Source organism: Paracoccus laeviglucosivorans, from assembly GCF_900182695.1.
Lineage (GTDB): Bacteria > Pseudomonadota > Alphaproteobacteria > Rhodobacterales > Rhodobacteraceae > Paracoccus > Paracoccus laeviglucosivorans.
On the sequence record NZ_FXTK01000004.1, the window covers coordinates 302,113 to 324,841 of the forward strand.

General features: G+C 63.2%; 26 protein-coding genes. 9 read left to right on the plus strand and 17 right to left on the minus strand.

Annotated features, from left to right (window positions below):
- Window position 1: 1 nt before the first annotated feature.
- The 6 genes from fdhF to purC form a co-directional block, all read right to left on the minus strand.
- A complete protein-coding gene (gene fdhF / locus FN835_RS07075; protein ID WP_142662503.1) occupies window positions 2-2,881 on the minus strand; it encodes a formate dehydrogenase subunit alpha in 2,880 nt (959 codons plus the stop codon).
- Window positions 2,878-4,404, minus strand: a complete 1,527-nt coding sequence (locus FN835_RS07080; RefSeq protein WP_142662504.1) for a formate dehydrogenase beta subunit — start codon at window positions 4,402-4,404, stop codon at window positions 2,878-2,880. Before FN835_RS07080 ends, fdhF begins: the two co-directional genes overlap by 4 nt.
- Window positions 4,401-4,880 carry a formate dehydrogenase subunit gamma gene (locus FN835_RS07085; RefSeq protein ID WP_142662505.1) on the minus strand — a complete coding sequence of 160 codons (480 nt, stop codon included), beginning with the start codon at window positions 4,878-4,880 and terminating at the stop codon, window positions 4,401-4,403. Before FN835_RS07085 ends, FN835_RS07080 begins: the two co-directional genes overlap by 4 nt.
- 78 nt (window positions 4,881-4,958) lie before the next feature.
- Window positions 4,959-5,831, minus strand: a complete 873-nt coding sequence (locus FN835_RS07090; RefSeq protein WP_142662506.1) for a LysR family transcriptional regulator — start codon at window positions 5,829-5,831, stop codon at window positions 4,959-4,961.
- Between the two features lie 110 nt (window positions 5,832-5,941).
- Window positions 5,942-6,181, minus strand: coding sequence for a phosphoribosylformylglycinamidine synthase subunit PurS (gene purS, locus FN835_RS07095; RefSeq protein WP_142662507.1), 240 nt, complete (start codon window positions 6,179-6,181; stop codon window positions 5,942-5,944).
- 13 nt (window positions 6,182-6,194) lie between these two features.
- Window positions 6,195-6,959 (minus strand): phosphoribosylaminoimidazolesuccinocarboxamide synthase, encoded by a 765-nt coding sequence (gene purC / locus FN835_RS07100; RefSeq protein ID WP_142662508.1) that lies wholly within the window; start codon window positions 6,957-6,959, stop codon window positions 6,195-6,197.
- A gap of 147 nt (window positions 6,960-7,106) precedes the next feature.
- On the opposite strand from purC, the gene FN835_RS07105 reads away from it, so the two are divergent.
- Complete coding sequence (locus FN835_RS07105) at window positions 7,107-7,421, plus strand: DUF1476 domain-containing protein (protein ID WP_142662509.1); 315 nt, start codon at window positions 7,107-7,109, stop codon at window positions 7,419-7,421.
- Window positions 7,422-7,530: 109 nt separating this feature from the next.
- Here FN835_RS07105 and FN835_RS07110 read toward each other — a convergent pair whose 3' ends face one another.
- From FN835_RS07110 to FN835_RS07120, 3 genes are all read right to left on the minus strand, one after another.
- Window positions 7,531-7,953: a hypothetical protein gene (locus FN835_RS07110; RefSeq protein WP_142662510.1), complete on the minus strand. Its 423-nt coding sequence runs from the start codon at window positions 7,951-7,953 to the stop codon at window positions 7,531-7,533.
- Window positions 7,954-8,068: 115 nt separating this feature from the next.
- Window positions 8,069-8,572, minus strand: a complete 504-nt coding sequence (locus FN835_RS07115) for a PaaI family thioesterase (protein ID WP_142662511.1) — start codon at window positions 8,570-8,572, stop codon at window positions 8,069-8,071.
- Between the two features lie 3 nt (window positions 8,573-8,575).
- On the minus strand, window positions 8,576-9,025 hold the full coding sequence (locus FN835_RS07120; protein WP_142662560.1) for a PaaI family thioesterase: 450 nt from the start codon (window positions 9,023-9,025) through the stop codon (window positions 8,576-8,578).
- A 139-nt stretch (window positions 9,026-9,164) separates the two neighbouring features.
- Here FN835_RS07120 and FN835_RS07125 point away from each other — a divergent pair, with 139 nt between their 5' ends.
- The 6 genes from FN835_RS07125 to FN835_RS07150 all read left to right on the plus strand — a co-directional run bounded on the left by FN835_RS07125 (window position 9,165) and on the right by FN835_RS07150 (window position 16,183).
- The gene (locus FN835_RS07125; protein ID WP_142662512.1) at window positions 9,165-9,563 is read left to right on the plus strand and encodes a MerR family transcriptional regulator; all 399 of its coding nucleotides are present in this window, start codon (window positions 9,165-9,167) and stop codon (window positions 9,561-9,563) included.
- A gap of 98 nt (window positions 9,564-9,661) precedes the next feature.
- Window positions 9,662-10,051, plus strand: a complete 390-nt coding sequence (locus FN835_RS07130; RefSeq protein WP_142662513.1) for a MerR family transcriptional regulator — start codon at window positions 9,662-9,664, stop codon at window positions 10,049-10,051.
- A gap of 27 nt (window positions 10,052-10,078) precedes the next feature.
- Window positions 10,079-11,857, plus strand: coding sequence for an acyl-CoA dehydrogenase C-terminal domain-containing protein (locus FN835_RS07135; RefSeq protein ID WP_142662514.1), 1,779 nt, complete (start codon window positions 10,079-10,081; stop codon window positions 11,855-11,857).
- Between the two features lie 278 nt (window positions 11,858-12,135).
- Window positions 12,136-12,780 carry a glutathione S-transferase family protein gene (locus FN835_RS07140; RefSeq protein WP_142662515.1) on the plus strand — a complete coding sequence of 215 codons (645 nt, stop codon included), beginning with the start codon at window positions 12,136-12,138 and terminating at the stop codon, window positions 12,778-12,780.
- Complete coding sequence (locus tag FN835_RS07145) at window positions 12,777-13,988, plus strand: acetyl-CoA C-acetyltransferase (RefSeq protein WP_142662516.1); 1,212 nt, start codon at window positions 12,777-12,779, stop codon at window positions 13,986-13,988. Before FN835_RS07140 ends, FN835_RS07145 begins: the two co-directional genes overlap by 4 nt.
- Before the next feature lie 11 nt (window positions 13,989-13,999).
- Window positions 14,000-16,183, plus strand: a complete 2,184-nt coding sequence (locus FN835_RS07150) for a 3-hydroxyacyl-CoA dehydrogenase NAD-binding domain-containing protein (protein WP_142662517.1) — start codon at window positions 14,000-14,002, stop codon at window positions 16,181-16,183.
- Window positions 16,184-16,268: 85 nt separating this feature from the next.
- Here the strand turns inward: FN835_RS07150 and FN835_RS07155 are convergent, their stop codons facing one another.
- Both FN835_RS07155 and nth read right to left on the minus strand, forming a co-directional pair.
- Window positions 16,269-17,276 (minus strand): adenosine kinase, encoded by a 1,008-nt coding sequence (locus FN835_RS07155; RefSeq protein ID WP_142662518.1) that lies wholly within the window; start codon window positions 17,274-17,276, stop codon window positions 16,269-16,271.
- Window positions 17,273-17,941 (minus strand): endonuclease III, encoded by a 669-nt coding sequence (nth, locus tag FN835_RS07160; RefSeq protein ID WP_142662519.1) that lies wholly within the window; start codon window positions 17,939-17,941, stop codon window positions 17,273-17,275. The genes FN835_RS07155 and nth overlap by 4 nt, the downstream gene beginning before the upstream one ends.
- Before the next feature lie 91 nt (window positions 17,942-18,032).
- Here nth and FN835_RS07165 point away from each other — a divergent pair, with 91 nt between their 5' ends.
- Together FN835_RS07165 and FN835_RS07170 are read left to right on the plus strand one after the other, a co-directional pair.
- A complete protein-coding gene (locus tag FN835_RS07165; protein WP_142662520.1) occupies window positions 18,033-18,632 on the plus strand; it encodes a methylated-DNA--[protein]-cysteine S-methyltransferase in 600 nt (199 codons plus the stop codon).
- 161 nt (window positions 18,633-18,793) lie between these two features.
- Entirely contained in the window at window positions 18,794-19,459 is a 666-nt protein-coding gene (locus FN835_RS07170) for a YiaD family glycine zipper/OmpA-like lipoprotein (protein ID WP_142662521.1), read from the plus strand.
- 64 nt (window positions 19,460-19,523) lie between these two features.
- Here the strand turns inward: FN835_RS07170 and FN835_RS07175 are convergent, their stop codons facing one another.
- From FN835_RS07175 to FN835_RS07200, 6 genes are all read right to left on the minus strand, one after another.
- Window positions 19,524-19,703 (minus strand): DUF294 nucleotidyltransferase-like/CBS domain-containing protein, encoded by a 180-nt coding sequence (locus FN835_RS07175; protein ID WP_142662522.1) that lies wholly within the window; start codon window positions 19,701-19,703, stop codon window positions 19,524-19,526.
- 342 nt (window positions 19,704-20,045) lie between these two features.
- Window positions 20,046-20,600: a F0F1 ATP synthase subunit B gene (locus tag FN835_RS07180; RefSeq protein WP_142662523.1), complete on the minus strand. Its 555-nt coding sequence runs from the start codon at window positions 20,598-20,600 to the stop codon at window positions 20,046-20,048.
- Window positions 20,597-21,244, minus strand: coding sequence for a F0F1 ATP synthase subunit B' (locus FN835_RS07185; RefSeq protein WP_142662524.1), 648 nt, complete (start codon window positions 21,242-21,244; stop codon window positions 20,597-20,599). Before FN835_RS07185 ends, FN835_RS07180 begins: the two co-directional genes overlap by 4 nt.
- Before the next feature lie 76 nt (window positions 21,245-21,320).
- The gene (locus FN835_RS07190; protein ID WP_036740245.1) at window positions 21,321-21,554 is read right to left on the minus strand and encodes a F0F1 ATP synthase subunit C; all 234 of its coding nucleotides are present in this window, start codon (window positions 21,552-21,554) and stop codon (window positions 21,321-21,323) included.
- Between the two features lie 60 nt (window positions 21,555-21,614).
- Complete coding sequence (locus tag FN835_RS07195; RefSeq protein ID WP_425467460.1) at window positions 21,615-22,367, minus strand: F0F1 ATP synthase subunit A; 753 nt, start codon at window positions 22,365-22,367, stop codon at window positions 21,615-21,617.
- Window positions 22,368-22,369: 2 nt separating this feature from the next.
- Window positions 22,370-22,663, minus strand: coding sequence for an AtpZ/AtpI family protein (locus FN835_RS07200; RefSeq protein ID WP_246098665.1), 294 nt, complete (start codon window positions 22,661-22,663; stop codon window positions 22,370-22,372).
- Window positions 22,664-22,729 lie beyond the last annotated feature (66 nt).

Below are 22,729 nucleotides of genomic sequence, written 5' to 3' on the forward strand. Positions count from 1 at the left end.
CTTATTCGGCTGCGGTGGGCAGGATGCGGCGCGACTGGTCCGAATGGCTCTGATACTCCTCTTGCCATTCCGACGGGCCGTTCGAGGGGCTGACCTGCACGGCCGTCACCTTGAATTCGGGGCAGTTGGTGGCCCAGTCGGAATTATCCGTCGTCACCACATTGGCCTGAGTCGTCGGGTGATGGAAGGTCGTATAGACCACCCCCGGCGCGACGCGATCGGTGATCAGCGCCCGCAGGCTGGTATCGCCGGAACGCGATGCCACGCGCACCCAATCCCCATCCCGCACGCCACGGTTCTCCGCGTCCGAGGGGTGAATTTCCAGAATATCCTCGGGGTGCCACGCCGTGTTGTCGGTGCGCCGGGTCTGCGCGCCCACGTTATATTGCGACAGGATACGCCCCGTCGTCAGCAGCAGCGGGAAGCGTGCGCCGGTGCGTTCCTCGGTCGCGACGTATTCGGTATGGATGAACTTGCCCTTGCCGCGCACGAAGCCATCGATATGCATCAGGGGCGTGCCCAGCGGCGCGGCCTCATTACACGGCCACTGGACCGAGCCTTCGCGTTCCAGCAGGTCATAGGTCACATTGGCAAAGCTGGGCGTGGTCAGGGCAATCTCGGCCATGATCTCGCGCGGATGTTCATAGGTCCAGTTCGCGCCCAAACGGTTCGCCAGCAGCTGCGTGACTTCCCAATCCTCATAGCCGTTCTTCGGCGTCATGGCGCGGTTCACCAGATTGATGCGGCGTTCCGCATTGGTGAACGTCCCGTCTTTCTCAAGGAAGGACGACCCCGGCAGGAAGACATGCGCGTAGTTCGAGGTCTCGTTCAGGAACAGGTCATGGACGATGACGATGTCCATTGCCGACAGCGCGCCGGTGACGTGGCGGGTGTCGGGGTCGGATTGGACAATGTCCTCGCCTTGGCAGTAAAGCCCGCGGAAACGACCGGCCAGCGCCTCGTCGAACATATTGGGGATGCGCAGGCCGGGTTCGGGCGACAGCTCGACCCCCCAGACGCGCTGGTAAAGTTCGCGCGTGGCATCGTCGCTGACATGGCGATAGCCCGGATATTCATGCGGGAAGCTGCCCATATCGCAGGAACCCTGCACGTTGTTCTGACCGCGCAGCGGGTTCACACCCGTGCCCGGCACGCCGATATTGCCGCACATCATGGCAAGGTTGGCGATCGCCATGACGGTCGTGGACCCTTGCGAATGTTCGGTCACGCCCAGCCCGTAATAGATGCTGCCACGGGGGGCGCTCGCATAGGCGCGGGCGGCCTTGCGGATCAGGTCTGCCGGAACCTTGGACAGCTTCTCGACTTCCTCGGGCGAATGCTTGGGATCCAAAGCGAAATCGGCATAGGCGAGGAATTCATCCCAATCGCATTTCTCGCGGATGAACGCCTCGTCATACAGCTTCTCGGCCACGATCACATGCGCCAGCGAGGTCACCACGGCGACGTTCGTTCCCGGACGCAGCGGCAGGTGCATGCTGTCGCCCATATGCGGCGTGGACAGCAGGTCGATCTCGCGCGGGTCGATGACGATCAGCCCCGCCCCCTGCCGCAACCGCTTGCGCAGGCGGCTTCCGAAGACCGGATGCCCGTCCGTCGGGTTCGCGCCGATGACCAGCGCCAGATCGGTGTCCTCGACCGAGTCGAAGTCATGCGTGCCTGCCGAGGTGCCGAACGCGGTCTTCAGACCATAGCCGGTCGGCGAATGGCAGACGCGGGCGCAGGTGTCGGTGTTGTTGTTGCCAAAGACCGCGCGGGCCAGCTTCTGCACCAGATAGGTTTCTTCATTGGTGCAGCGCGACGAGGTAATCACCCCGATGGAATCGCGCCCATGATCGGCCTGCGACTTGCGAAGCCGGTCGGCGGCAAAGCCCAACGCCTCGTCCCACGACACCACCCGCCACGGATCGGTGATCTTTTCGCGGATCATCGGCTCCAGCTTGCGGTCTTGGTGCGTAGCATAGCCCCAGGCAAAGCGGCCCTTGACGCAGCTATGGCCACGGTTCGCCTTGCCATCCATCGACGGCACCATGCGGACCACTTCCTCGCCACGCATATGCACGTCAAATGAACAGCCGACGCCGCAATAGGCGCAGGTGGTTTTCACGATATGCTCGGGCGTGCCGATTTCGATCACTTTGTTTTCGATCAGCGTCGCGGTCGGGCAGACCTGCACGCAGGCGCCGCAGGACACGCAATCCGAGGACAGGAAGCTGTCGCTTTCCATCCCCGCCGAGACGCGGCTGTCAAAGCCCCGGCCCTCGATGGTCAGCGCGAAAGTGCCCTGCACTTCCTCGCAGGCGCGGACGCAGCGCGAACAGACGATGCATTTCGCGGGATCGAAGGTGAAATAAGGGTTCGACTGATCCTTGGGCCGGTATTCCGGGTTCGGCCCTTCGGCGGAACGCTTGGCGAAATGGTTCTGGCCGGGCTCATAGCGGACCTCGCGCAGGCCCACGGCCCCCGCCATGTCCTGCAATTCGCAATCACCATTGGCGGCGCAGGTCAGGCAGTCCAGCGGGTGGTCGGAGATATAAAGCTCCATCACGCCCTTGCGGATCTGCGCGACCTCATCGGTCTGGGTTCGCACGACCATGCCTTCGCCCACGGGCGTCGTGCAGGACGCGGGCGTGCCGCGCATCCCGTCGATCTGCACCACGCACAGGCGGCAGGATCCAAAGGCCGAAACGTGATCGGTGGCGCACAGCTTCGGGACCGAGATCCCGGCCACAGCCGCCGCCCGCATGACGCTGGTGCCCGACGGCACGCTGACCGGAATACCGTCCACGGTCAGATTGACAATCACATCGGATTTGACCGCCGGGGTGCCCATGTCGCGGCTGGGAATGATGAAGTCCTTCATTCTGCGGCCTCCTTGCGGGGTTGGCCCCGCCCGCTGAAATCTTCGGGGAAATGGGTCAATGCGGACATGACCGGGAAGGGCGCAAAGCCCCCCAGCGCGCAAAGCGAGCCCCATTTCATGGTGTTGCACAGGTCTTTCAGGATCGGGATGCCGTCTTCGTCACCCGATGCGATGCGGTCGATGGTTTCCACCCCGCGGATCGAACCGATGCGGCAGGGCGTGCATTTGCCGCAGCTTTCGACGGCGCAGAACTCCATCGCGAAACGCGCGAGGCTCAGCATGTCGGCCGTGTCGTCAAAGACGCTGATTCCGGCATGGCCCAGCAGCGCGTCCTTGGCCCCCAGTTCCTCATACCCAAAGGGCGCATCGAAATTCGACACCGGGACATAAGCCCCCAGCGGCCCACCGACCTGCGCCGCGCGCACTGGACGACCCGAGGCCGTGCCGCCTCCGATGTCATTGATGATCTGGCCCAGTGTCATGCCAAAGGCCGCCTCGAACAGACCGCCATATTTCACGTTCCCGGCAATCTGGATCGGGATCGTGCCCTTCGACCGCCCGATGCCCAGCTTGGCATATTCCGCCCCGCCATGTGCCATGATCCACGGCACCGAGGCCAGCGAGATCACGTTGTTCACCACGGTCGGACGGCCAAGGAAGCCTTCCAGCGCCGGGATCGGCGGCTTGGCGCGGACTGTGCCGCGCTTGCCCTCAAGGCTGTTCAGCAGGCTGGTCTCCTCGCCGCAGACATAGGCGCCCGCGCCGACGCGCACCTCCATGTCATAGGCATATTGCGACCCGAGGACAGATTGCCCAAGGATGCCCGCCTGCCGCGCCTTTCCGATGGCAGCTTCGAAGATGCGGATCGCGTCGGGGTATTCGCTACGGATATACAGGTATCCCTGCACCGCACCGACGGCGATGCCGGCAATCGCCATGCCCTCGATCAGGGTCAGCGGGTCGCCTTCCATCAGCATCCGGTCGGCAAAGCTGCCGCTGTCGCCCTCGTCGGCATTGCACACGATGTATTTGCGCGGCGCTTTCGCCCCGGCCACGGTCTTCCACTTGATGCCGGTCGGGAAACCCGCACCGCCGCGACCGCGCAGACCGGAATCGGTCACCTCGGTCACGATCGCCTCGGGTCCGATTTCGATGGCGCGTTGCAGACCCTGCAAGCCGCCATGCGCTTCGTATTCGCTGACCGACAGGGGGTCGGTCACGCCGACACGGGCAAAGGTCAGCCGGGTCTGCTGGCGCATCCACGGCAGTTCCTCGACCGGCCCCAAGGCCAGCGGATGATCGCTGCCATCACGGATCGCCTGCGCGACGGATGCGGCATCCTCGGGCTCGACCGGGCCATAGCCGTAACGAATGCCGTCGCGCTCGACCTCGACCAACGGCTCAAGCCAGATCATGCCGCGCGTGCCATTTCGGGTGACGGCGAAATCCGGCGCGAGCGCCTCGGCGACCTCATCAGCCCCCAACGCACGGGCGGCGGCATCAAGCGGAACCCAGACCCTCATGCGCCTGCCCCCGCAACCAGCCGCTGCACCTTGGCCAGCGTCGCGCGGCCCATCAGCCGATCGCCCATCTGCGCCGAGGGCGCACAGGCACAAAGGCCAAGGCAAAACACCGGCTCAAGCGTCAGGCGTCCGTCCGGCGTCGTTTCGTGCCAATCCAGACCCAACGCGGCCTGCACCTGCGCGGCCAGCGCATCCGCACCCATCGACTGGCACGCTTCGGCCCGGCAAAGCCGCAGCACGTGACGCCCAGAGGGATGGTCACGGAAATCGTGATAGAAGCTTACAACCCCATGCACCTCGGCCCGCGTCAGGCCAAGCGCCTCGGCGATGATGGGCTGCGCGGCTTCGGGCACGAACCCCCATTCTTCCTGAATATCATGCAAAATGGGCAACATCGGACCTTCACGATCCTTATGCGCGGCGATGATTTCGGCAATGCGCTCGGTCAGCTCGACGGGGCTTGCAGGTAAACTCATGGCTAGGGACAGTCCAGGCTAGGGTTAGTTGGACTAGGCTAGGCCCGCATCATAGCCAGAACAATCGCGAAGTCCCGTCTATTGATTGACGATATCTATCGCTTCGACGGTCTTCAGCAGGGCATCGACCAATGGCGGGTGCGGTTCTCGGCGGGCGACGACAAGACCGACCATATGACCTTCGCCGCTAAGATCGCGGGCGCTTACGCCGTCCGGCAAAGGCAATCCGCGCGCGATGCTATGGGGCAGGATGGCAGCCCAGTCGCCGGTCGCCACATGCGCCAAAATCGCCAGCATCGACGTAGATTCCACGCGCGGCATGGCATCCGCACCTGCGTCCAGCAAGTGGCGCGTGACAATGCGGCGGTTTTGCATATCGGGCGTCAGAAGGCACAAAGGCCGCGCCGCAGCATCTGCCCAGCCGACGGGGCCGGTTTCCGGGTCGCGCGACACAAGGCAATAGGTTTCGCGGTAAAGCGGCAGGCTTTGCACACGGCCCAGCGGCTCGCTGTCCAGATAGGTGACGCCCGCGTCCAGCTCCATCGCCTCGATCTGTTCGCGGATCTCGTCCGAGGAACGCGACAGGATCGAGACCCCGGCATTTGGATGGCGGCGCAGGAACGGGCCGGTCAGTTCGGCGATGCGCGGCATGGCGGTCGGGATCACGCCTAGTCGCAGCAAGCCGGACACGCCTTTGCGCCGCGCCTGCATTTCCGCCTGCATGGCGCGGGCATCGCCCACGATGCGGCGCGCCCAGCCCAAGACCCGCTCACCCTCGGGTGTCAGGCCCTGATAACGGGAGCCGCGCCGGACCAGTTGCACGCCAAGCTGATCCTCAAGCGCCTTGATGGCGGATGACAATGTGGGCTGGGTGACGCCAAGCGCCTCGGCGGCGCGACCGAAATGCTCTTCGCGCGCCAGAACCATGAACATGGATAGCTTGTCGATCATGCGCGCGCCCCTCCCCGGCGCCCGTCATGGCCGCGCCCTTGCGGGGCGCGTCCGACCGGCCCCATCCAGGGGCCGACCGGCCGGGGGTCACGCCCCCTTGCCTGCAAAGATCAGACGATCTCGACCGCGTATTTCTCGATGACGGTATTGGCCAGCAGACCTTCGCACATGCGCGCGACTTCGGCACGGGCCGCCTCGGCATCGCCTGCGGCCAGATCGAGTTCGATCACCTTGCCCTGACGCACGCCCGAGACGCTTTGAAAGCCAAGCCCCCCAAGCGCGTGGCGGATCGCCTCGCCCTGCGGGTCAAGGACGCCGTCTTTCAGCATGATGGTGACACGGGCTTTCATGGTCGGCAGTCCTTCAGTTGATCAGGGTCGGCTTGGTCAGCGAGGTGGTGTTGGCAGGCATAAGGCCCAGCCGGCGCGCCACTTCGGTATAGGCATCGGTCAGGCTGCCAAGGTCGCGGCGGAACACGTCCTTGTCCAGCTTCTGGCCGGTCTTCACGTCCCAAAGGCGGCAGCTGTCAGGGCTGATTTCATCGGCCACGACAAGGCGCATGAAATCACCGTCCCAGATGCGCCCGATCTCGATCTTGAAATCGATCAGCTTGATGCCCGCGCCAAAGAACACGCCCGACAGGAAGTCGTTCACGCGCAGCGCCAAGGACACGATGTCGTCCAGATCCTGCTGCGACGCCCAGCCGAAGGCGATGATGTATTCTTCGGAAACGAAGGGGTCGCCCAGCTCGTCGTTCTTGAAGCTGTATTCCACGATCGGGCGCGGCAGAGGCGTTCCCTCCTCCATGCCCAGACGCTTGGCGATCGAGCCGGCGGCGAAGTTGCGCACGATCACTTCCAGCGGAATGATCTCGACCTGGCGGACCAGCTGTTCGCGCATGTTGATGCGACGGATGAAGTGGTTCGGCACGCCGATATTCGTCAGGCCGGTCATGAAGAATTCGGACAGGCGGTTGTTCAGAACCCCCTTGCCTTCGATCGTCGCCTTCTTCTGCGCGTTGAAGGCGGTGGCATCATCCTTGAAATACTGGATCAGGGTGCCCGGCTCGGTGCCTTCGTAAAGGATCTTCGCCTTGCCTTCGTAGATTTTCTTGCGCCTTGGTGCCATGCTGCGCGTCTCCCGTCCGCAAGGTAACCGTTCTTTTATTGGCCTATAGGCCAGAAACGGGGTCAGGGGCAATACAGGCTTGCGATGGGATGCGGGCGTCGGCATATCTGAAACGGTGTCATCCCGACACGGAAGCCGGAGGCCGCCATGACCACTTTTGACGACCGCGAACGCGCATACGAATCCAAATTCGCGCATGATGCCGAGCTGAACTTCAAGGCCGAGGCCCGGCGCAACCGACTGCTGGGCGAATGGGCCGCCGCGATTCTGGGCAAGACCGGCGACGACGCACGCGCCTATGCGCTGACGGTCGTGACCTCGGATTTCGACGAGCCGGGCGACGAAGACGTGTTCCGCAAGCTGTCGGCCGATCTTTCCGACAAGGCCGATGAGGTCACGATCCGCACCAAGATGGCCGAACTGCGCCTGACCGCCCGCGAGCAGATCCTGAACGAAAGCTGATCCACCCGCAAAGCGCCTGAAACGCCCCGCAATCACTGCGGGGCTTTTTTTGTTTGGGGTTGGGCTTATGAGGGGCGGCTTAGCGGACGAAGCGGCCGTTCGCCCTCCATCACATCGTGTCAGGCAACTCGATCTCCCGCTGCTCAGCAACGTCGATGAAGCGGATCCTGCGCCCGCCTTGGGATGTCTCTTCGAAGCGACCGATGTAGAACAGATCAGCGTAAAACTGCGATTTGCTCGCCTCTGCTCCTGTGACCTGCGCTACAGCAGGTTCTAGCTGAAGCGGCCCGCCGCTCTTCTCGCAGGAGATACCGTTCCCAGCAACGAATGCAGGCGGGCTGATCGTAAAGTATGTGCAGCCTCCCTGTCCCTCGTGAAGGACATAAACCCCGGATTTGTGAACATAAAGGTTTGACCCTCGCCACCAGCCGGTATCTGTCTGCAGTTCGATTTCTTCACTGGCATCAGGCCCGCTTATAAGCAGAGACCGATGCCAGTCACTCTGCAAGCTCCACATGGTACGAACGCTCATTGCCACTTCATCTCCATGAGGCAGTGACGCGGTATGTCTAGGGAGCAGATACGGCGCTTTGGAACTTCCGCAACGGGCTCAAAGCCGCCCACCCATCGAATTAACCCCTGCCCTATCACCCCTGCTCGGGCATCACGAAATGCCCCGTCGCCTGCGCGAACAAGCGCGATCGGTTGTCCTGCCATGCTTCAACCTGCACGCTGGCATAGCGGCGGCCTGACCGCACCACGCGGGCGCGGGCATAGGCGTCGCGGGGCAGGCCAGAACGCAGATAGTCCACGGTAAAATCGATGGTCTTGGGCAGCCGCGGCAGGCTTTCGGGAACGGCGGCATCGGGGGCGATGCGCCCTTCCTCCATATCCTGCCAGATGGCGGTCCATGTCAGCTCGACGATGGCCGTCACCTCCAGAAAGGCGGCCGTGACCCCGCCGTGGATGGCGGGCAGCATCGGATTGCCGATCAGCTTTTCGTCAAAAGGCAGGATCGCCGTCAGCTCATCCCCGCGCCGGTCAAAGGTGATGCCCAGAAACCGGATATAGGGCACGCCCGCGACAAGTGCGTTCAGCGTGTTGTTGCGGCGCGATTTGATGGCGGCAAGGGGTTCGTTGCGGTCGGCCATGGCTCAGCGCTCAAAGGTAAAGGCCCCGGTGGCGGCGGCCACGGGGCGGGTTTCGTCGTCATCCATCGCCCATGCCCGCACGAAGGCGACCGAGCGTGTGACGTGATAGCACTCGGCCCGCGCGCGTATCCCCTGCCGGGGCGTCGCCGCGCGCATATAGTCGATGCGCAGATCAATTGTCGCCGTGACCTTGGCCCCGTCGGGATGCGCCATGACCGCAGCACCGCAGCAGGTATCCATAAGTGCAGAGATCACGCCGCCATGAATGACGCCGCTATGCGGATCGCCGACCAGATCGGCGTTCCAGGGCATCGAAATCGCCGCATTGCCCGGCCCCAATTCGTCCAGTTGCATCCCCAGCGCGCGGGCATGGGGAATGGCCTGAATGAACTGCCGCGCGATGCGGCGGCGTTGTTCGTCCTGGGTTTCGACGCTGTCCTGATCTGCGGTCATCGCAACCCCTTTCGGCTGGCTTTCGGGCTTGGCCATGGCTTAAACCTGTCGATACTGTGTCACAAGTCCGTATCATTTCCGATGGTTGAGTTTGCCCAAGGCCTGGGCTAGGCTCGGCCCAACCTGCCAGGTCCCATTGATGACAGACAGCGGATATATCAGTTTCAAGGAAATGTGCGCACGCTTCGACGTGACGCCGCGCACGCTGCGCTATTACGAGTATATCGAACTGCTCGACCCCAAAAAGGAAGGCCGCTCGCGCTTTTACGGCGCGCGCGAGATTGCGCGGATGAAGCTGATCCTGCGTGGTCGGCGCTTCGGCTTCTCTCTTGAGGAGATCCGGCAATGGCTGCTGATCTATGAAGAAAAGGGCACGCGCGAACAGTATCGTGTCTGGGTCGATCTGGCCGATCGGCAGCTGGACACGCTGACCAGGCAGCACGAAGAAATCGAAACCGCCATCACCGAGTTGCGCGCGCTGCGCGACGAAACCTCGGGGATTCTGGCGGGTATGGGGCCGGATCGCGACAAGGATTAGGGCGCAGCCGCCACAGGCTGACGCCACGTCGCCCCTTACGTTCACGTCAACTTCACATATATTCCGGACAACCATCTGGAGTTTGGGGAGGGACGGCCATGAGCGATCGGTTAATGACCATCCGCGAGATGTGCGACACCTATGACGTGACGCCCCGCACCCTGCGCTTTTATGAATCGCGCGAGCTTTTGTTTCCCGAACGCCGCGGCCAACACCGGCTTTACGACCGCAAGGACCGGGCGCGGCTGACGCTGATCCTGCGCGGCAAACGCTTCGGTTTTTCGCTGGAACAGATCCGCCAGCTTCTGGAACTTTACGATCCGGCCGAGCGTAACCTGACGCAGGCCACCGCGACCATCGCCACCGCGCGCGAGCGGCTGGCCGATATGGAACGCCAGCAAGAAGAGCTTGCGGCAGCCATCACCGACCTGCGCCAGCAGATCGCCGAGGGCGAAACGATGCTGAAAACCCTGCAATCCGGCGCCTGATCCGGCGTGACTTCCTTCGGAGGAAACATGACGACCTATACCGCCCCCGTCCGCGACCTTCAGTTTGTCCTGCATGACCTGCTTGACATCTCGACGCTGGACCTGCCGGGCTATGGCGATCTGGACCGCGAATTCACCGAAGCCGTGCTGGACGCCGCAGGCAAGCTGGCATCCGAGGTGCTGGCCCCGCTGAATGGCGTGGGCGACCGGCAGGGTTGCCGTCTGGAAAACGGCGTGGTGCGCACGCCCGACGGCTTCAAGGCCGCGTTCGACCAGATGCGGGACGGCGGCTGGACGGCACTTGATTGCGACCCCGAATATGGCGGCCAAGGCATGCCCTATGTCATGGGCCTGTCGGCAGGAGAGATGTTTTCCGGCTCGAACATGGCATTTGCAATGTATCCGGGCCTGACGCACGGCGCCTATTCCGCGATTCACGCCCATGGCACCGATGCGCAAAAGGCCACGTATCTGCCACGCATGGTCAGCTGCGAATGGACCGGCACGATGAACCTGACCGAACCCCATGCGGGCACGGATCTTGGCCTTTTGCGCACCAAGGCCGAGCCGCAGGACGATGGCAGCTATCTGATCACCGGTCAAAAAATCTTCATCTCGGCCGGGGATCACGACATGGCCGATAACGTCATCCATCTGGTGCTGGCCAAAGCGCCGGGTGGCGGAGAAGGCACGCGCGGTATCTCGCTTTTCATCGTGCCCAAGTTTCTGGTCAATGATGACGGCAGCCTTGGCGAACGCAATGCGGTGTCGGTCGGCAATCTGGAAGAAAAGATGGGCATCCACGGCAATGCCACCTGCGTGATGAACTATGACGGCGCACGCGGCTGGCTGCTGGGCGAGCTGCACAAGGGCATGCGCGCCATGTTCACCATGATGAACGAAGCCCGTATCGGCGTTGGCCTGCAGGGATACGCCGTGGCCGAGGCCGCCTATCAGAACGCCGTCGCATATGCCCGCGACCGCCTGCAAGGCCGTGCAGTGACGGGCGATGCCAATCCGGCAGGCCCCGCCGATCCGCTGATCGTGCACCCGGACATCCGCCGCAACCTGATGGACCAGAAAAGCTTCGTCGAAGGCGCGCGGGCCTTGGCGACATGGTGCGCGCATCTGATCGACCGCAGCCATCTGGCGCAGGATGCGGATGCCGAGGCGCTGGTTTCGCTGCTCACCCCCGTGGTCAAGGGTTTCTTGACCGACAAGGGCTTCGAGACGGCCGTCCAGGCGCAGCAGGTCTTTGGCGGCCACGGCTATATCGAGGAACAGGGCATGTCCCAGTTCACCCGCGACGCCCGCATCGCCATGATCTATGAAGGCGCGAACGGGGTTCAGGCGCTGGATCTGGTGGGCCGCAAACTGGCCGCTGAGGGTGGCAAGCCGATCATGGCCTTTTTCGAGATGATCAAGGCCGAGATCAAAGCCCATGACACCGACGAAGATCTGAAAACCTCCTTCTGCGACCCCCTGAAAACCGCATCAAAGGATCTGCAAACCGCCGCCATGTTCTTCATGGAACAGGGCATGAAAAACCCGAACGCGGCACTCTCGGGGTCCTATGACTTCATGCACTTGTTCGGCCATGTAGCGCTTGGGCTGATGTGGACCCGCATGGCAGCCGCCGCCGGCAAGGCGCTGGCCGAAGGCACGGGCGACCGCAGTTTCTATGAAGCCAAAATCGCCACGGGCCGCTATTACATGGCACGGCAGTTGCCAATGACCGGGGCGCATCTGGCACGCATCCGTTCGGGGGCCGAGCCGGTGATGGCGCTGGATGCCGGGCAGTTCTGAAAGATCGAGGGATAGCGCCGGGTGGAGGGGTCGCATGGGTATTTGCAGAACTGAGAAATCCCAAGGTTGCGCCCCGATCGCCCCGCTGTGCCGGCGGGAAAGGTTATTGGCCAAGCGACCGGGGCGACTTCTCAGTTCGCGGTCATCGGGTCCCCACCCTGTACCGCTCCCTCAGCCTTAGACTTAAAAGGTTAAAAAAGCCCTAACGACTTCTTAGTTCTAAAAATACCCACAGCAACTGCTCAATTCGGCGTCACCGCAACCAGTCAGGGAACCAAATGGCAGCAAAACTTCACTGTTTCGGCGAATCCGGCCATTCCTACAAGGTCGCGTTGATGCTGGAATTGACCGGAACGCAATGGGAACCGATTTTCATCGACTTCTTCGGTGGCGCGACCCGCAGCCCAGAATACCGTGCGCAATTGAACGAAATGGGCGAGGCTCCGGTCTTCATCGACGGCGACACGACCTTGACCCAATCCGGGGTCATCCTGCTGCATCTGGTGGAACGGACCGGACAATTTGGCGATGGCGATCCGAACGAAATCCTGCGCTGGCTGTTTTGGGACAATCACAAAGGCTCGGCGCAATTCGGGATGCTGCGTTTTCTGCGCAACTTCCTGCCCGAGGACAAACGCCCGACCGAGGCGATCGCATTCCTGCAGGGCCGGGTCGATGCAGCACTGGCCACGCTGGACAAGCGGCTGCAAGACCGCAGCTGGCTGGCTGGCGATAAGCCCACCATCGCGGACCTGTCCTGCTGCGGATACCTGTTCTATCCTGAACCTTTTGGCTTCACGCCCGAAAAGCACATCCATATCGCCGCATGGCTACAGCGCATCGCCACGCTGCCCGGCTGGAAACACCCCTATGACCTGATGCCCGGCAATCCAGCGGACCGGGCCGCCAAGGAGGACGCATGACCGACGCCTATATCTATGACGCCGCCCGCACCCCGCGCGGCAAGGGCCGCCCCGATGGCAGCCTGCATGAGGTCACCTCGGTCGCGCTGTCGGCGCGTCTGCTGAACGCCGTCAAGGCGCGCAACGGGCTGGAAGGTCATGCGGTCGAAGATGTGATCTGGGGCAATGTCACGCAGGTCAAGGAACAGGGCGGCTGTCTTGCGCGCTCGGCCGTGCTGGAATCCGAACTGGACGAGTCGATCCCCGGCCTGGCCATCAACCGCTTCTGCGCCTCGGGCATGGAGGCGGTGAACCTTGCGGCCAATCAGGTCAAGGGCGGCGCGGGCCAGGCCTATATCGCGGGCGGGGTCGAAATGATGGGCCGCGTCGCCATGGGCAGCGACGGCGCGGCGATTGCCGTCGATCCGACGCTGACCTTTGGGACATATTTCGTGCCGCAGGGCATCTCGGCCGACATCATCGCCACGGAGTACGGTTTTACCCGCGAAGATGCCGACAAGCTGGCCGTCGAAAGCCAGCGCCGCGCGGCACTTGCGTGGCAGGAAAACCGTTTCGCCAAATCCATCGTCCCGGTTCTGGATCAGAACGGCCTGACCATTCTGGACCGCGACGAATACATGCGCCCCGGCACCTCGTTCGAGGATCTGGCCAAGTTGCGCGCCAGTTTCAAGGACATGGGCGAATCCATGCCCGGCTTCGACAAGGTGGCGATGCTGAAATACCCGCATCTGTCGCATATCGAACATATCCACCATGCCGGGAACAGCTCGGGCATCGTGGACGGGGCCGCCGCCGTGCTGATCGGCAACGAGGAATTCGGCAAGGCTTACGGCCTGAAACCCCGCGCCCGCATCCGCGCCACCGCCAAGATCGGCACCGATCCCACGATCATGCTGACCGGCCCGGTGCCGGTAACCGAGAAAATCCTGCGCGACAGCGGCATGTCCATCAGCGACATCGACCTGTTCGAGGTAAACGAGGCATTCGCCAGCGTCGTTTTGCGCTTCATGCAGGCGTTCCAGGTCGATCCGGCGCTGGTCAACGTCAACGGCGGCGCCATTGCCATGGGCCACCCGCTGGGCGCAACCGGCGCCATCATCATCGGCACGCTGCTGGACGAACTGGAACGGCAGGACAAGACCGTCGGCCTTGCCACGCTGTGCATCGCGTCCGGCATGGGCGCGGCCACCATCATCGAACGCGTCTGAGGGAGGAAACCATGACCGATTTCACCATCCAGAAAGACGCGGACGGCGTGGCCGTCATCACCTGGGATGTGCCGGGCAAGTCGATGAACGTGCTGTCGCTGGACGGCGCGGCGGACCTGAACGCGCTGATCGACGACGCGCTGGCCGATGATGCCGTCAAGGGCATCGTGCTGACCAGTGGCAAGAAGGATTTTGCCGGCGGCATGGATCTGAACGTCATCGCCGGCATGAAGCAGGGCGGCGCGCAGGCGGTCTTTGACGGGATCATGGGCCTGCATCACCTGCTGCGCAAGATCGAGCTTGCGGGCATGGACCCCAAGACGAAAAAGGGCGGCAAGCCCATCGCGACCGCTCTGCCCGGCACGGCGCTTGGCATCGGGCTGGAGCTGCCCTTGGCCACGCATCGCATCTTTGCCGCTGACAACCCCAAGGCCAAGATCGGCCTGCCCGAGATCATGGTCGGCATCTTCCCCGGCGGCGGGGGCACGACGCGGCTGGTGCGCAAACTGGGCGCGATGGCCGCAGCCCCCTTCCTGCTGGAGGGTAAGCTCAGCGACCCGGCCCGCGCCAAATCGGCAGGGTTGATCGACGAAGTGGCCGCCGATCCGGTCGCCGCCGCCCGCGCATGGGTGCTGGCGGCAGGTGATGCCGATCTGGTCAAGCCGTGGGACGCCAAGGGCTACAAGATGCCCGGCGGCGAGCCCTATCACCCGGCGGGCTTCATGACCTTCGTGGGTGCCTCGGCGATGGTGCATGGCAAGACGCTGGGCGTCTATCCCGCCGCCAAAGCTTTGCTAAGCGCGGTCTATGAAGGCGCGATGGTCCCCTTCGACACCGCACTGAAGATCGAGGCGCGCTGGTTCACCAACGTGCTGATGAACCCCAGCAGCACGGCGATGATCCGCAGCCTGTTCATCAACAAGGAAGCGTTGGAAAAAGGCGCGAACCGCCCCGACGCCCCCGACCAGACCGTGCGCAAGGTCGGCATCCTTGGCGCGGGCATGATGGGTGCGGGCATCGCCTATGTCAGCGCCATGGCCGGGATTCAGGTGGTGCTGATCGACGCGGCGCAGGATTCGGCGGATCGCGGCAAGGCCCATTCCGCCGATCTGCTGGACAAAGCCATCAGCCGCAAGAAATCCACCGAGGAGAAAAAGACCGAGGTTCTTGCCCGCATCACCGCCACCACCGATTATGCCGCCCTGCAAGGCTGCGACCTGATCGTGGAAGCCGTGTTCGAAGACCCCAAGGTCAAGGCCGAGGTCACCGCCAAGGCCGAAGCCGTGATCGGCGCAGATGCGGTTTTCGCCACCAACACCTCGACCCTGCCAATCAGCGATCTGGCCAAAGCCAGCGCGCGTCCTGAACAGTTCATCGGCATTCACTTCTTCAGCCCGGTGGACAAGATGCTGCTGGTCGAAATCATCAAGGGCCAACAGACTGGTCCGGTCGCCGTTGCCAAAGCGCTGGATTTCGTGCGCCAGATCCGCAAGACGCCCATCGTGGTGAATGACGCACGCTTCTTCTACGCCAATCGCTGCATCATCCCGTATATCAACGAAGGCATCCGCATGGTGGCCGAAGGGGTCAGCCCTACGCTGATAGAAAACGCCGCCAAGATGATGGGCATGCCGCTCGGGCCGCTGCAACTGGTCGATGAGACGTCGATTGATCTGGGCGTCAAGATCGCCAAGGCCACCAAGGCGGCAATGGGCAACGCCTATCCCGACGGCGCGGTGGATGACGTGATCTTCAAGATGGCAGATCAGGGACGTCTGGGCCGCAAGGCCAAGGCGGGCTTCTACGATTACGACGACGCGGGCAAACGACAAGGCTTCTGGCCCGGTCTCGGCACCGATTGGCCCGTATCTGACGACCAGCCCGAACTGACCCAGATCCAGCACCGCCTGATGTTCGCCCAAAGCCTCGAAGCCGTGCGCGCTCTGCAAGACGGTGTTCTGGAAGACATCCGCGAAGGCGACGTGGGCGCCATCCTCGGCTGGGGCTTTGCACCTTGGTCGGGCGGACCCTTCGGCTGGCTCGATATGCTGGGCGCGCCCCGCGCCGTGGAAATCGCCGACGACCTGACAGAAAAATTCGGCCCCCGCTTCGTCGCGCCCGACCTGCTGCGTGACATGGCGGCGAAAGGCGACAGCTTCTATGCCCGCTTCGGCGCTGGCAAGAAAGCCGCCTGACAAACCGCAACAACGACAAGGGCAGGGGCGCAAACCCCTGCCCTTCTCAGTTCTTCAAATACCCAAAGACCGCGCAATCAGCGCCTCAGATCAGCCCCTCGGCACGGAAGGCCGCAACCAGATCGCTTTCGGGCCGCGGGCCCACGTGGCCGATTACCTCGGCCGCTGCGATACAGCCCATCCGTCCGGCGACCGCCAGCGGCAGCCCGCGCGCCAGACCATAGATCAGCCCGGCCGCAAACTGATCGCCCGCACCCGTCGCATCGACCGGCACCACGCGATGCACCGGTGCCGTCACCCGTTCGCCCTTGCGGATCAGGATCGCGTCCTCGCCCGAACGCGTGCAGATCACCGTATCGCAATCGGCAGCGGCAAGGCGCAGCGCCTCCTCCAGATCCGCGACCTGATAAAGCGAGGTCCATTCATGCGAATTGCCGATCATGTAATCCATCGGACCCGCAACCAGACGCCGGAAGCCTTCGCGGTGACGATCGACGCAGAACGGGTCCGACAGCGCGATGCCCGCCTGCCCGCCCGCCGCATGGCAGGCCTCGGCGGCACGCAGAAACGCGGCCTTGCCCTGATCCTTGTCGAACAGATAACCCTCAAGGAACAGCCAATCCGCACCGCTGAAGGTCGCCGGGTTCACATCGTCAGGCCCCAGATCGCCCGAGATCCCCAGATAGGTGTTCATCGACCGCTCGCCATCCGGCGTCACGAAGATGATCGAACGTGAGGTGGGCAGCACCTCGCCCGCGACCGGCGGATTGACAAAAACCGTGCCCGCAGCCTCGGTCTGCTCGGCATAGGACAGCCCCAGCGCATCGGCGGCGACGCGACCGATGAAGGCGGTCTTCAGCCCCATCATCCCCAGCCCCGCCAGCGTATTCGCGACTGAGCCGCCCGGCACCAGCCGCGCCTTTTGCGCATCGGTATCCGCCGATTGCGCCGCCATCAGATATTCCGAGCGGTCGCGCTCGATCAGCTGCATGATCCCCTTTTCGATGCCCAGCCGCGACAAGGTGGCATCCGAGGTCGGCGCGATGACGTCGATGATCGCATTGCCGATCCCGATCACATAGGGGGTGGTCATTCGGTCTTCTCCTCAAAGGGGCAAAGGTCTTCTATGGGGCAGATCTTGCAGCGCGGCCGCTTGGCCTGGCAGACATAACGCCCGTGCAGGATCAGCCAGTGATGCGCGTTCTGCTGGAAGGTCACGGGCACATTGTCCTCGATCGCGCGCTCGACGGCTTCGACATCGCGGCCCGGCGCGATGCGGGTGCGGTTGCCGACGCGAAAGATATGGGTATCGACCGCCTGCGCCGGAAAATCGAAGACGCTGTTCAGGACGACATTGGCGGTCTTGCGACCGACGCCCGGCAGGGTCATCAGGGCGGCGCGCGACTGCGGCACCTCGCCGCCATATTCATCGACAAGGCGCTGCGACAGCGCGATGACGTTCTTGGCCTTTTGCCGGAACAGGCCGATGGTCTTGATATGGTCGGTCAGCGCCTCAAGCCCCAGCTCCAACATCTGCTGCGGGGTCGAGACCTTGGCAAACAGCGCCTTGGTCGCCTTGTTCACGCCCACGTCAGTCGCCTGCGCCGAAAGCGCGACGGCCACCAGCAGGGTGAAGGCATTGCGGTATTCCAGCTCGGTCACCGGATGCGGCTCTGCCTCGCGGAAACGCGAAAAAATCGCGACCTGCGCGGCATAGGGCAGCGGAGCGGGAATGCGGGCGGAAACAGCACGGACCATGCGCCACCAGATGCCCTGCCCCGCAGACCAGTGCAAGGCGCGACTGGGATTTTCCGCCGCTTTGATCTAGCCTGTGGGCAAAGGGGGCCACATGACCCAGATTGCCATGAGTTTCGGGGAAACCGGCCCCTCCGGGCTGAATGTCACCGTCACCGCAATGCCCGGCGACGATGCAGGCGCAGTGCTGTGCCATGGCACGTTCCCCTCGCCCATCGGAACCCTCGTGGCGCTTGGCGCGGACGGCGCGCTATGGGGTCTGGGCATCGCAGGCGACATGACCCCGGCCAAGGTGCTGACGGATCTGGCGATCCGCTGGCCCCGCGCCCGGCTGGTTGACAACCCAAAGGCGCTGACCCCCGCCATCGACACCCTTCTGACCGGTCATGGCGACGTGACCGTGCGCCTTGTCGGGACCGAATTTCAGATGCTGGTCTGGCGGGCGCTGCTGAATATTCCTTTGGGGGAATTGATCAGCTACGCGGGTCTGGCCCAACGGATCGGCAGGCCCAAGGCTCTGCGCGCCATCGGCACGGCGGTCGGGCAAAACCCCGTCTCATGGATCGTGCCCTGCCACCGTGTCACCCGATCCGGCGGCGGCATCGGCGGCTATCACTGGGGCGAGGCCGTGAAACATGCCCTGCTGACCCGCGAAGGCGCGAGCATCGCCCCCCGCCCCATCGCTGCAATGTGAGGGGGCCGTGCAATTTTTCCGCGCATTCCGGTAGAGTTGGCTCGGAACCCGTGCCATGTTGCCCACGTTTGGGCATCAGCCGCTGTTCAGCCTGTGAAACAGGCAACGGCCGCGTCGTAGGACAGGCGACGTAGGATCGCCCCATGAAGAAAGGTGATAAAATGAAACTCCGTATTTCGCTGCTGGCCGTATCCGCGGGCGTGCTTGCCCTTGGCGCCTGCGCCACGACCGACCCCTATGGCAACCCCACGACGCCGGGCAGCAACATGAGCCGCACCCAGCAGGGCGCTATTGCGGGTGCCGTTGTCGGCGGCCTGATCGGCGCGGGCGAAAGCCGCGAAAACGCGTTGAAAGGCGCGGTGATCGGCGCGACCGCCGGTGCGGTCGGCGGCTCGATCCTTGATCAGCAGCAGCGCGCGCTTCAGCAATCGCTGAACAACCCGAACATCCAGATCGTGAACCACGGCAGCTACCTGTCGGTCATCATGCCGGAATCGACCCTGTTCGCCACGGATTCCGCTGCGGTCGGTGCGCAAGGCCAGAACGACCTTTACACCATCGCGCGCAACCTGAACCAATATCCGAACAGCCGCATTCAGGTTATCGGCCATACCGACAGCACCGGTTCGGCCGCCTATAACCAAGATCTGTCCGAGCGTCGCGCACGTTCGGTTTCGGGCATCCTTGCCGCCGGTGGCGTGTCGCAAGGCCGCCTCGCGACCTCTGGCCGTGGCGCATCGAACCCGGTGGCCTCGAACGACAGCGCGGCTGGCCGTGCCCAGAACCGCCGCGTCGAAATCCAGATCATACCGACCACGACCCGCTAAGCGATCCGATAGCGACAAGGCATGGGCCGGCAGCATGACTGCCGGCCCTTTGCATGTCAGCAACCTAGCGCAGCCGCTTTCGCACGTCGCGCAGCTCGACGATGCCGCAGGGATAGCCGCGATCAGCGATGACGGTCGCGGCCCCGTCCGCCGATTGTTCCAGCCATATCGCGGCCTCCTCCAGCGTCACGCTTTCGGGCAATTCCATCGGTGGCCATGTCCGATTGCTGCGTCGGCGGTGCATGACCGCCCCGACCCGTAAAGGGCGCAGCGCCCGTCTTTGTCTGGAATGCGAAACCTGATCGATCATCTTGATATGTCCCGAATGACTTGCGGCTGACCCGCAGCACCGCGTGGTCACAGGACCAGGGCGGCTGCCCGACAAGGTGACGATGATCGCATTGTGTTTCGAGCGGCGCGCGGATCCAAAGAAATAAGCGCAGCATAGGGGGCGTATCGTACCACGCTCGTTCCGGTATGTTTCCCGGCCCTGTCCCGAACCGCAAATGCAAAAAAGCCCCGGATGCGGCTGCATCCGGGGCTTTTTCACTGTCCAAAGGGTCTCGGGCGAGCCCTTTTCTCGTTATCAGTTCAGGCGACGTGCGACGTCGTCGATGGCCTTGTCGATGCCTGCGCTGCGCTGGTCGGCAGTTGCCTGCTGGCCCAGAATCTCAGTCGCGGCGGCGATGGCCGTCTGGATCGCACGGTCACGCACGGCACGCACGGCATCGGCCTCAGCACCTGCGATCTGCTCTTCGGCGGCTTTCAGGCGACGCTCGATCGAAACCTGCAGGGCTTTCTTGGCCTTTTCAGCTTCGCTGGTCGCTTCGCGCTTGGCATTGGCGACGATCTCATCGGCCTGACCTTTGACTTCGCGCTGACGACGCTCATAGCTGGCATAGATCTCCTGCGCTTCTTCGCGCAGGCGACGTGCCTCGACCAGATCGTTGCGGATGCCCTCGGCGCGTTTGTCCAGAAGACCGCCGATCAGTTGCGGCACGCGGAAATAGATCAGGATCCCCACAAAGACCAGGAAGGCCAGCGTGACGATGAAATCCGTGTTCCGCAGCGAAAAGAACGGGCCCGAAGCCGCAAAGGCGGGGCTTGCCAGCAGGGCGAAAAGGACGCTCAGACGTTTCATTGCAGCGCCCCCTTCAGTCGCTGATCGACGGCCGCGTTGATCAGACCCTGATCCGCATTGCCACCGAAGCTCTGGACCAGCGCCTCGGTCACTTCGCGGGCCACGCTGCGCGCGTCCTCGACAGCCGAAGCCCTGATTTCACCGATGCGCTTTTCGGATTCGACAGCGCGCGCGGCGATTTCCGCATCCGCATGTGCGATGGCAGCATCGAGTTCCTTCTGGATCTCAGCCTTGTTCGCGGCGACGATCTTGCTTGCTTCTGCCCGCGCATCGGCCAGCGCCTTATCATAGGCGGCTTCCGCGTCCTTGGCTTTCTGCTTGAATTCCTCGGCCGCCATAAGATCGCCGGTGATGGCGCCCTGACGATCGCTGATGACCCCACCGATACGCGGCAAAGCCACGCGCGACAGGACCCAATAAATCACGGCCAGCACCACAAGCAGCCAGAAGATCTGGTTGCCGAAGGTGGTGATATCCAACTGCGGCATGCCGGGTGCGCTTGCTGCGTGGCCAGCGGCGCCAGCCGCAGCATGCGCTGCATCTGCACCATGTGCCGCCGCCGCTTCCGCGCCGTGCTCGGTGATGATCACCGTTTCTGATTCTTCGACCACGACTGGCGCGGTCTGTTGCAACAGGCTGATCATGTCCTACCCCATGCCGGTCGTTTCACAATCGGGTGGGCGCATCACGCCCCCACCCAACCGCAAGGATGGCAAAGGATCAGACTGCGAACAGCAGCAGCAGAGCGACGAGGAACGAGAAGATCCCCAGAGCTTCGGCGAAGGCCATGCCGATGAACAGCGTGGCGGTTTGCGAAGCAGCAGCCGACGGGTTGCGCAGGGCGCCCGACAGGTAGTTGCCAGCAACGTTGCCCACACCCATGGCAGCCCCGGCCATGCCGATGCAAGCCAGACCGGCGCCGAGATACTGACCGAGTTGACCCAGATTTTCCATATTCATGCTCCTTGAGGCTTTGGAAAGGGTTTCGATTATCCTGAAACTGCGGGGCCGCGCTTAGTGCGACGGATGCAGCGCGTCTTTCAGATAGACGCAGGTCAGGATGGTAAAGACATAGGCTTGGATGGTCACAACCAGCACTTCCAGCGCGTAGACGCCGACGATCGCCAGGATCGACACGGGTGCCAGGGCTGCGACTGCGCCAAAGGCTGCGAACACCTTCATAACGGCGTGGCCTGCCATGATGTTGCCGGCAAGACGAATGGAGTGGCTGACCGGACGCACGAAGTAGGAGATCAGTTCGATCACGGCCAGAACCGGACGCATCAGCGCCGGGGCCGAGCTGACCCAGAACAGACCCAGGAAATGCGTGCCGTTCTTGACGAAGCCCAGAACCGTCACGCCGACGAAAACCATCATTGCCAGCACCGCCGTCACAGCGATCTGCGAGGTGGACGAGAAGGACATGGGCAGCAAGGCCAGCGCGTTCGCAAACAGGATGAAGCAGAACAGCGTCATGATATAGGGGAAGTATTTCAGCCCCTCTTTGCCGGTGATGTCTTCGACCATCTTGCGGACCATGCCATACATCAGTTCCGCGATGGACTGGCTGCGGCTGGGAATGATGGCGCGGCCACGGGTGCCGAACACCAGCAACGCGATCACGGCCAACGCGGTCAGCGCCATCCACAGCGTTGCGTTGGTGGGCGTGAACCAATGGATTTCCGTCCCGCCGAACAGCGGCTTGACGGTGAACTGGTCCATCGGGTGGAAAACCAGACCCTCAACTTTTTCTTCAGTCACAGCCATCGTCATTCACCCTTGTCGTCGCCGGGCTGCCCCGGTGCCTTGCCAATTTCCCTGGCCGTCCGCAGCATCGTCTTCACCCCGGCCGCCAGGCCGAACAGCACGAAGACGACCATCAGGAGCGGCGTGGTGCCGAACAATGTGTCCAGCCCGAACCCGACCCCGAAACCGATGCCCAATCCAGCCACCAGCTCGGTCACCATGCGCCAGGCCATATTGGCCTGACTGAAATGTTCTTCCCCGCCAGAGCCGGGTGTTTTCGCAGCCCGTTCACCCAATCGGGTTTCAAGGTCGCGCAACCGCTCCGCGTCTCGGGCTCGCGAAGCGTCATGGTCCGGTTCTTCGGCCACGGCTCACACCCCCGT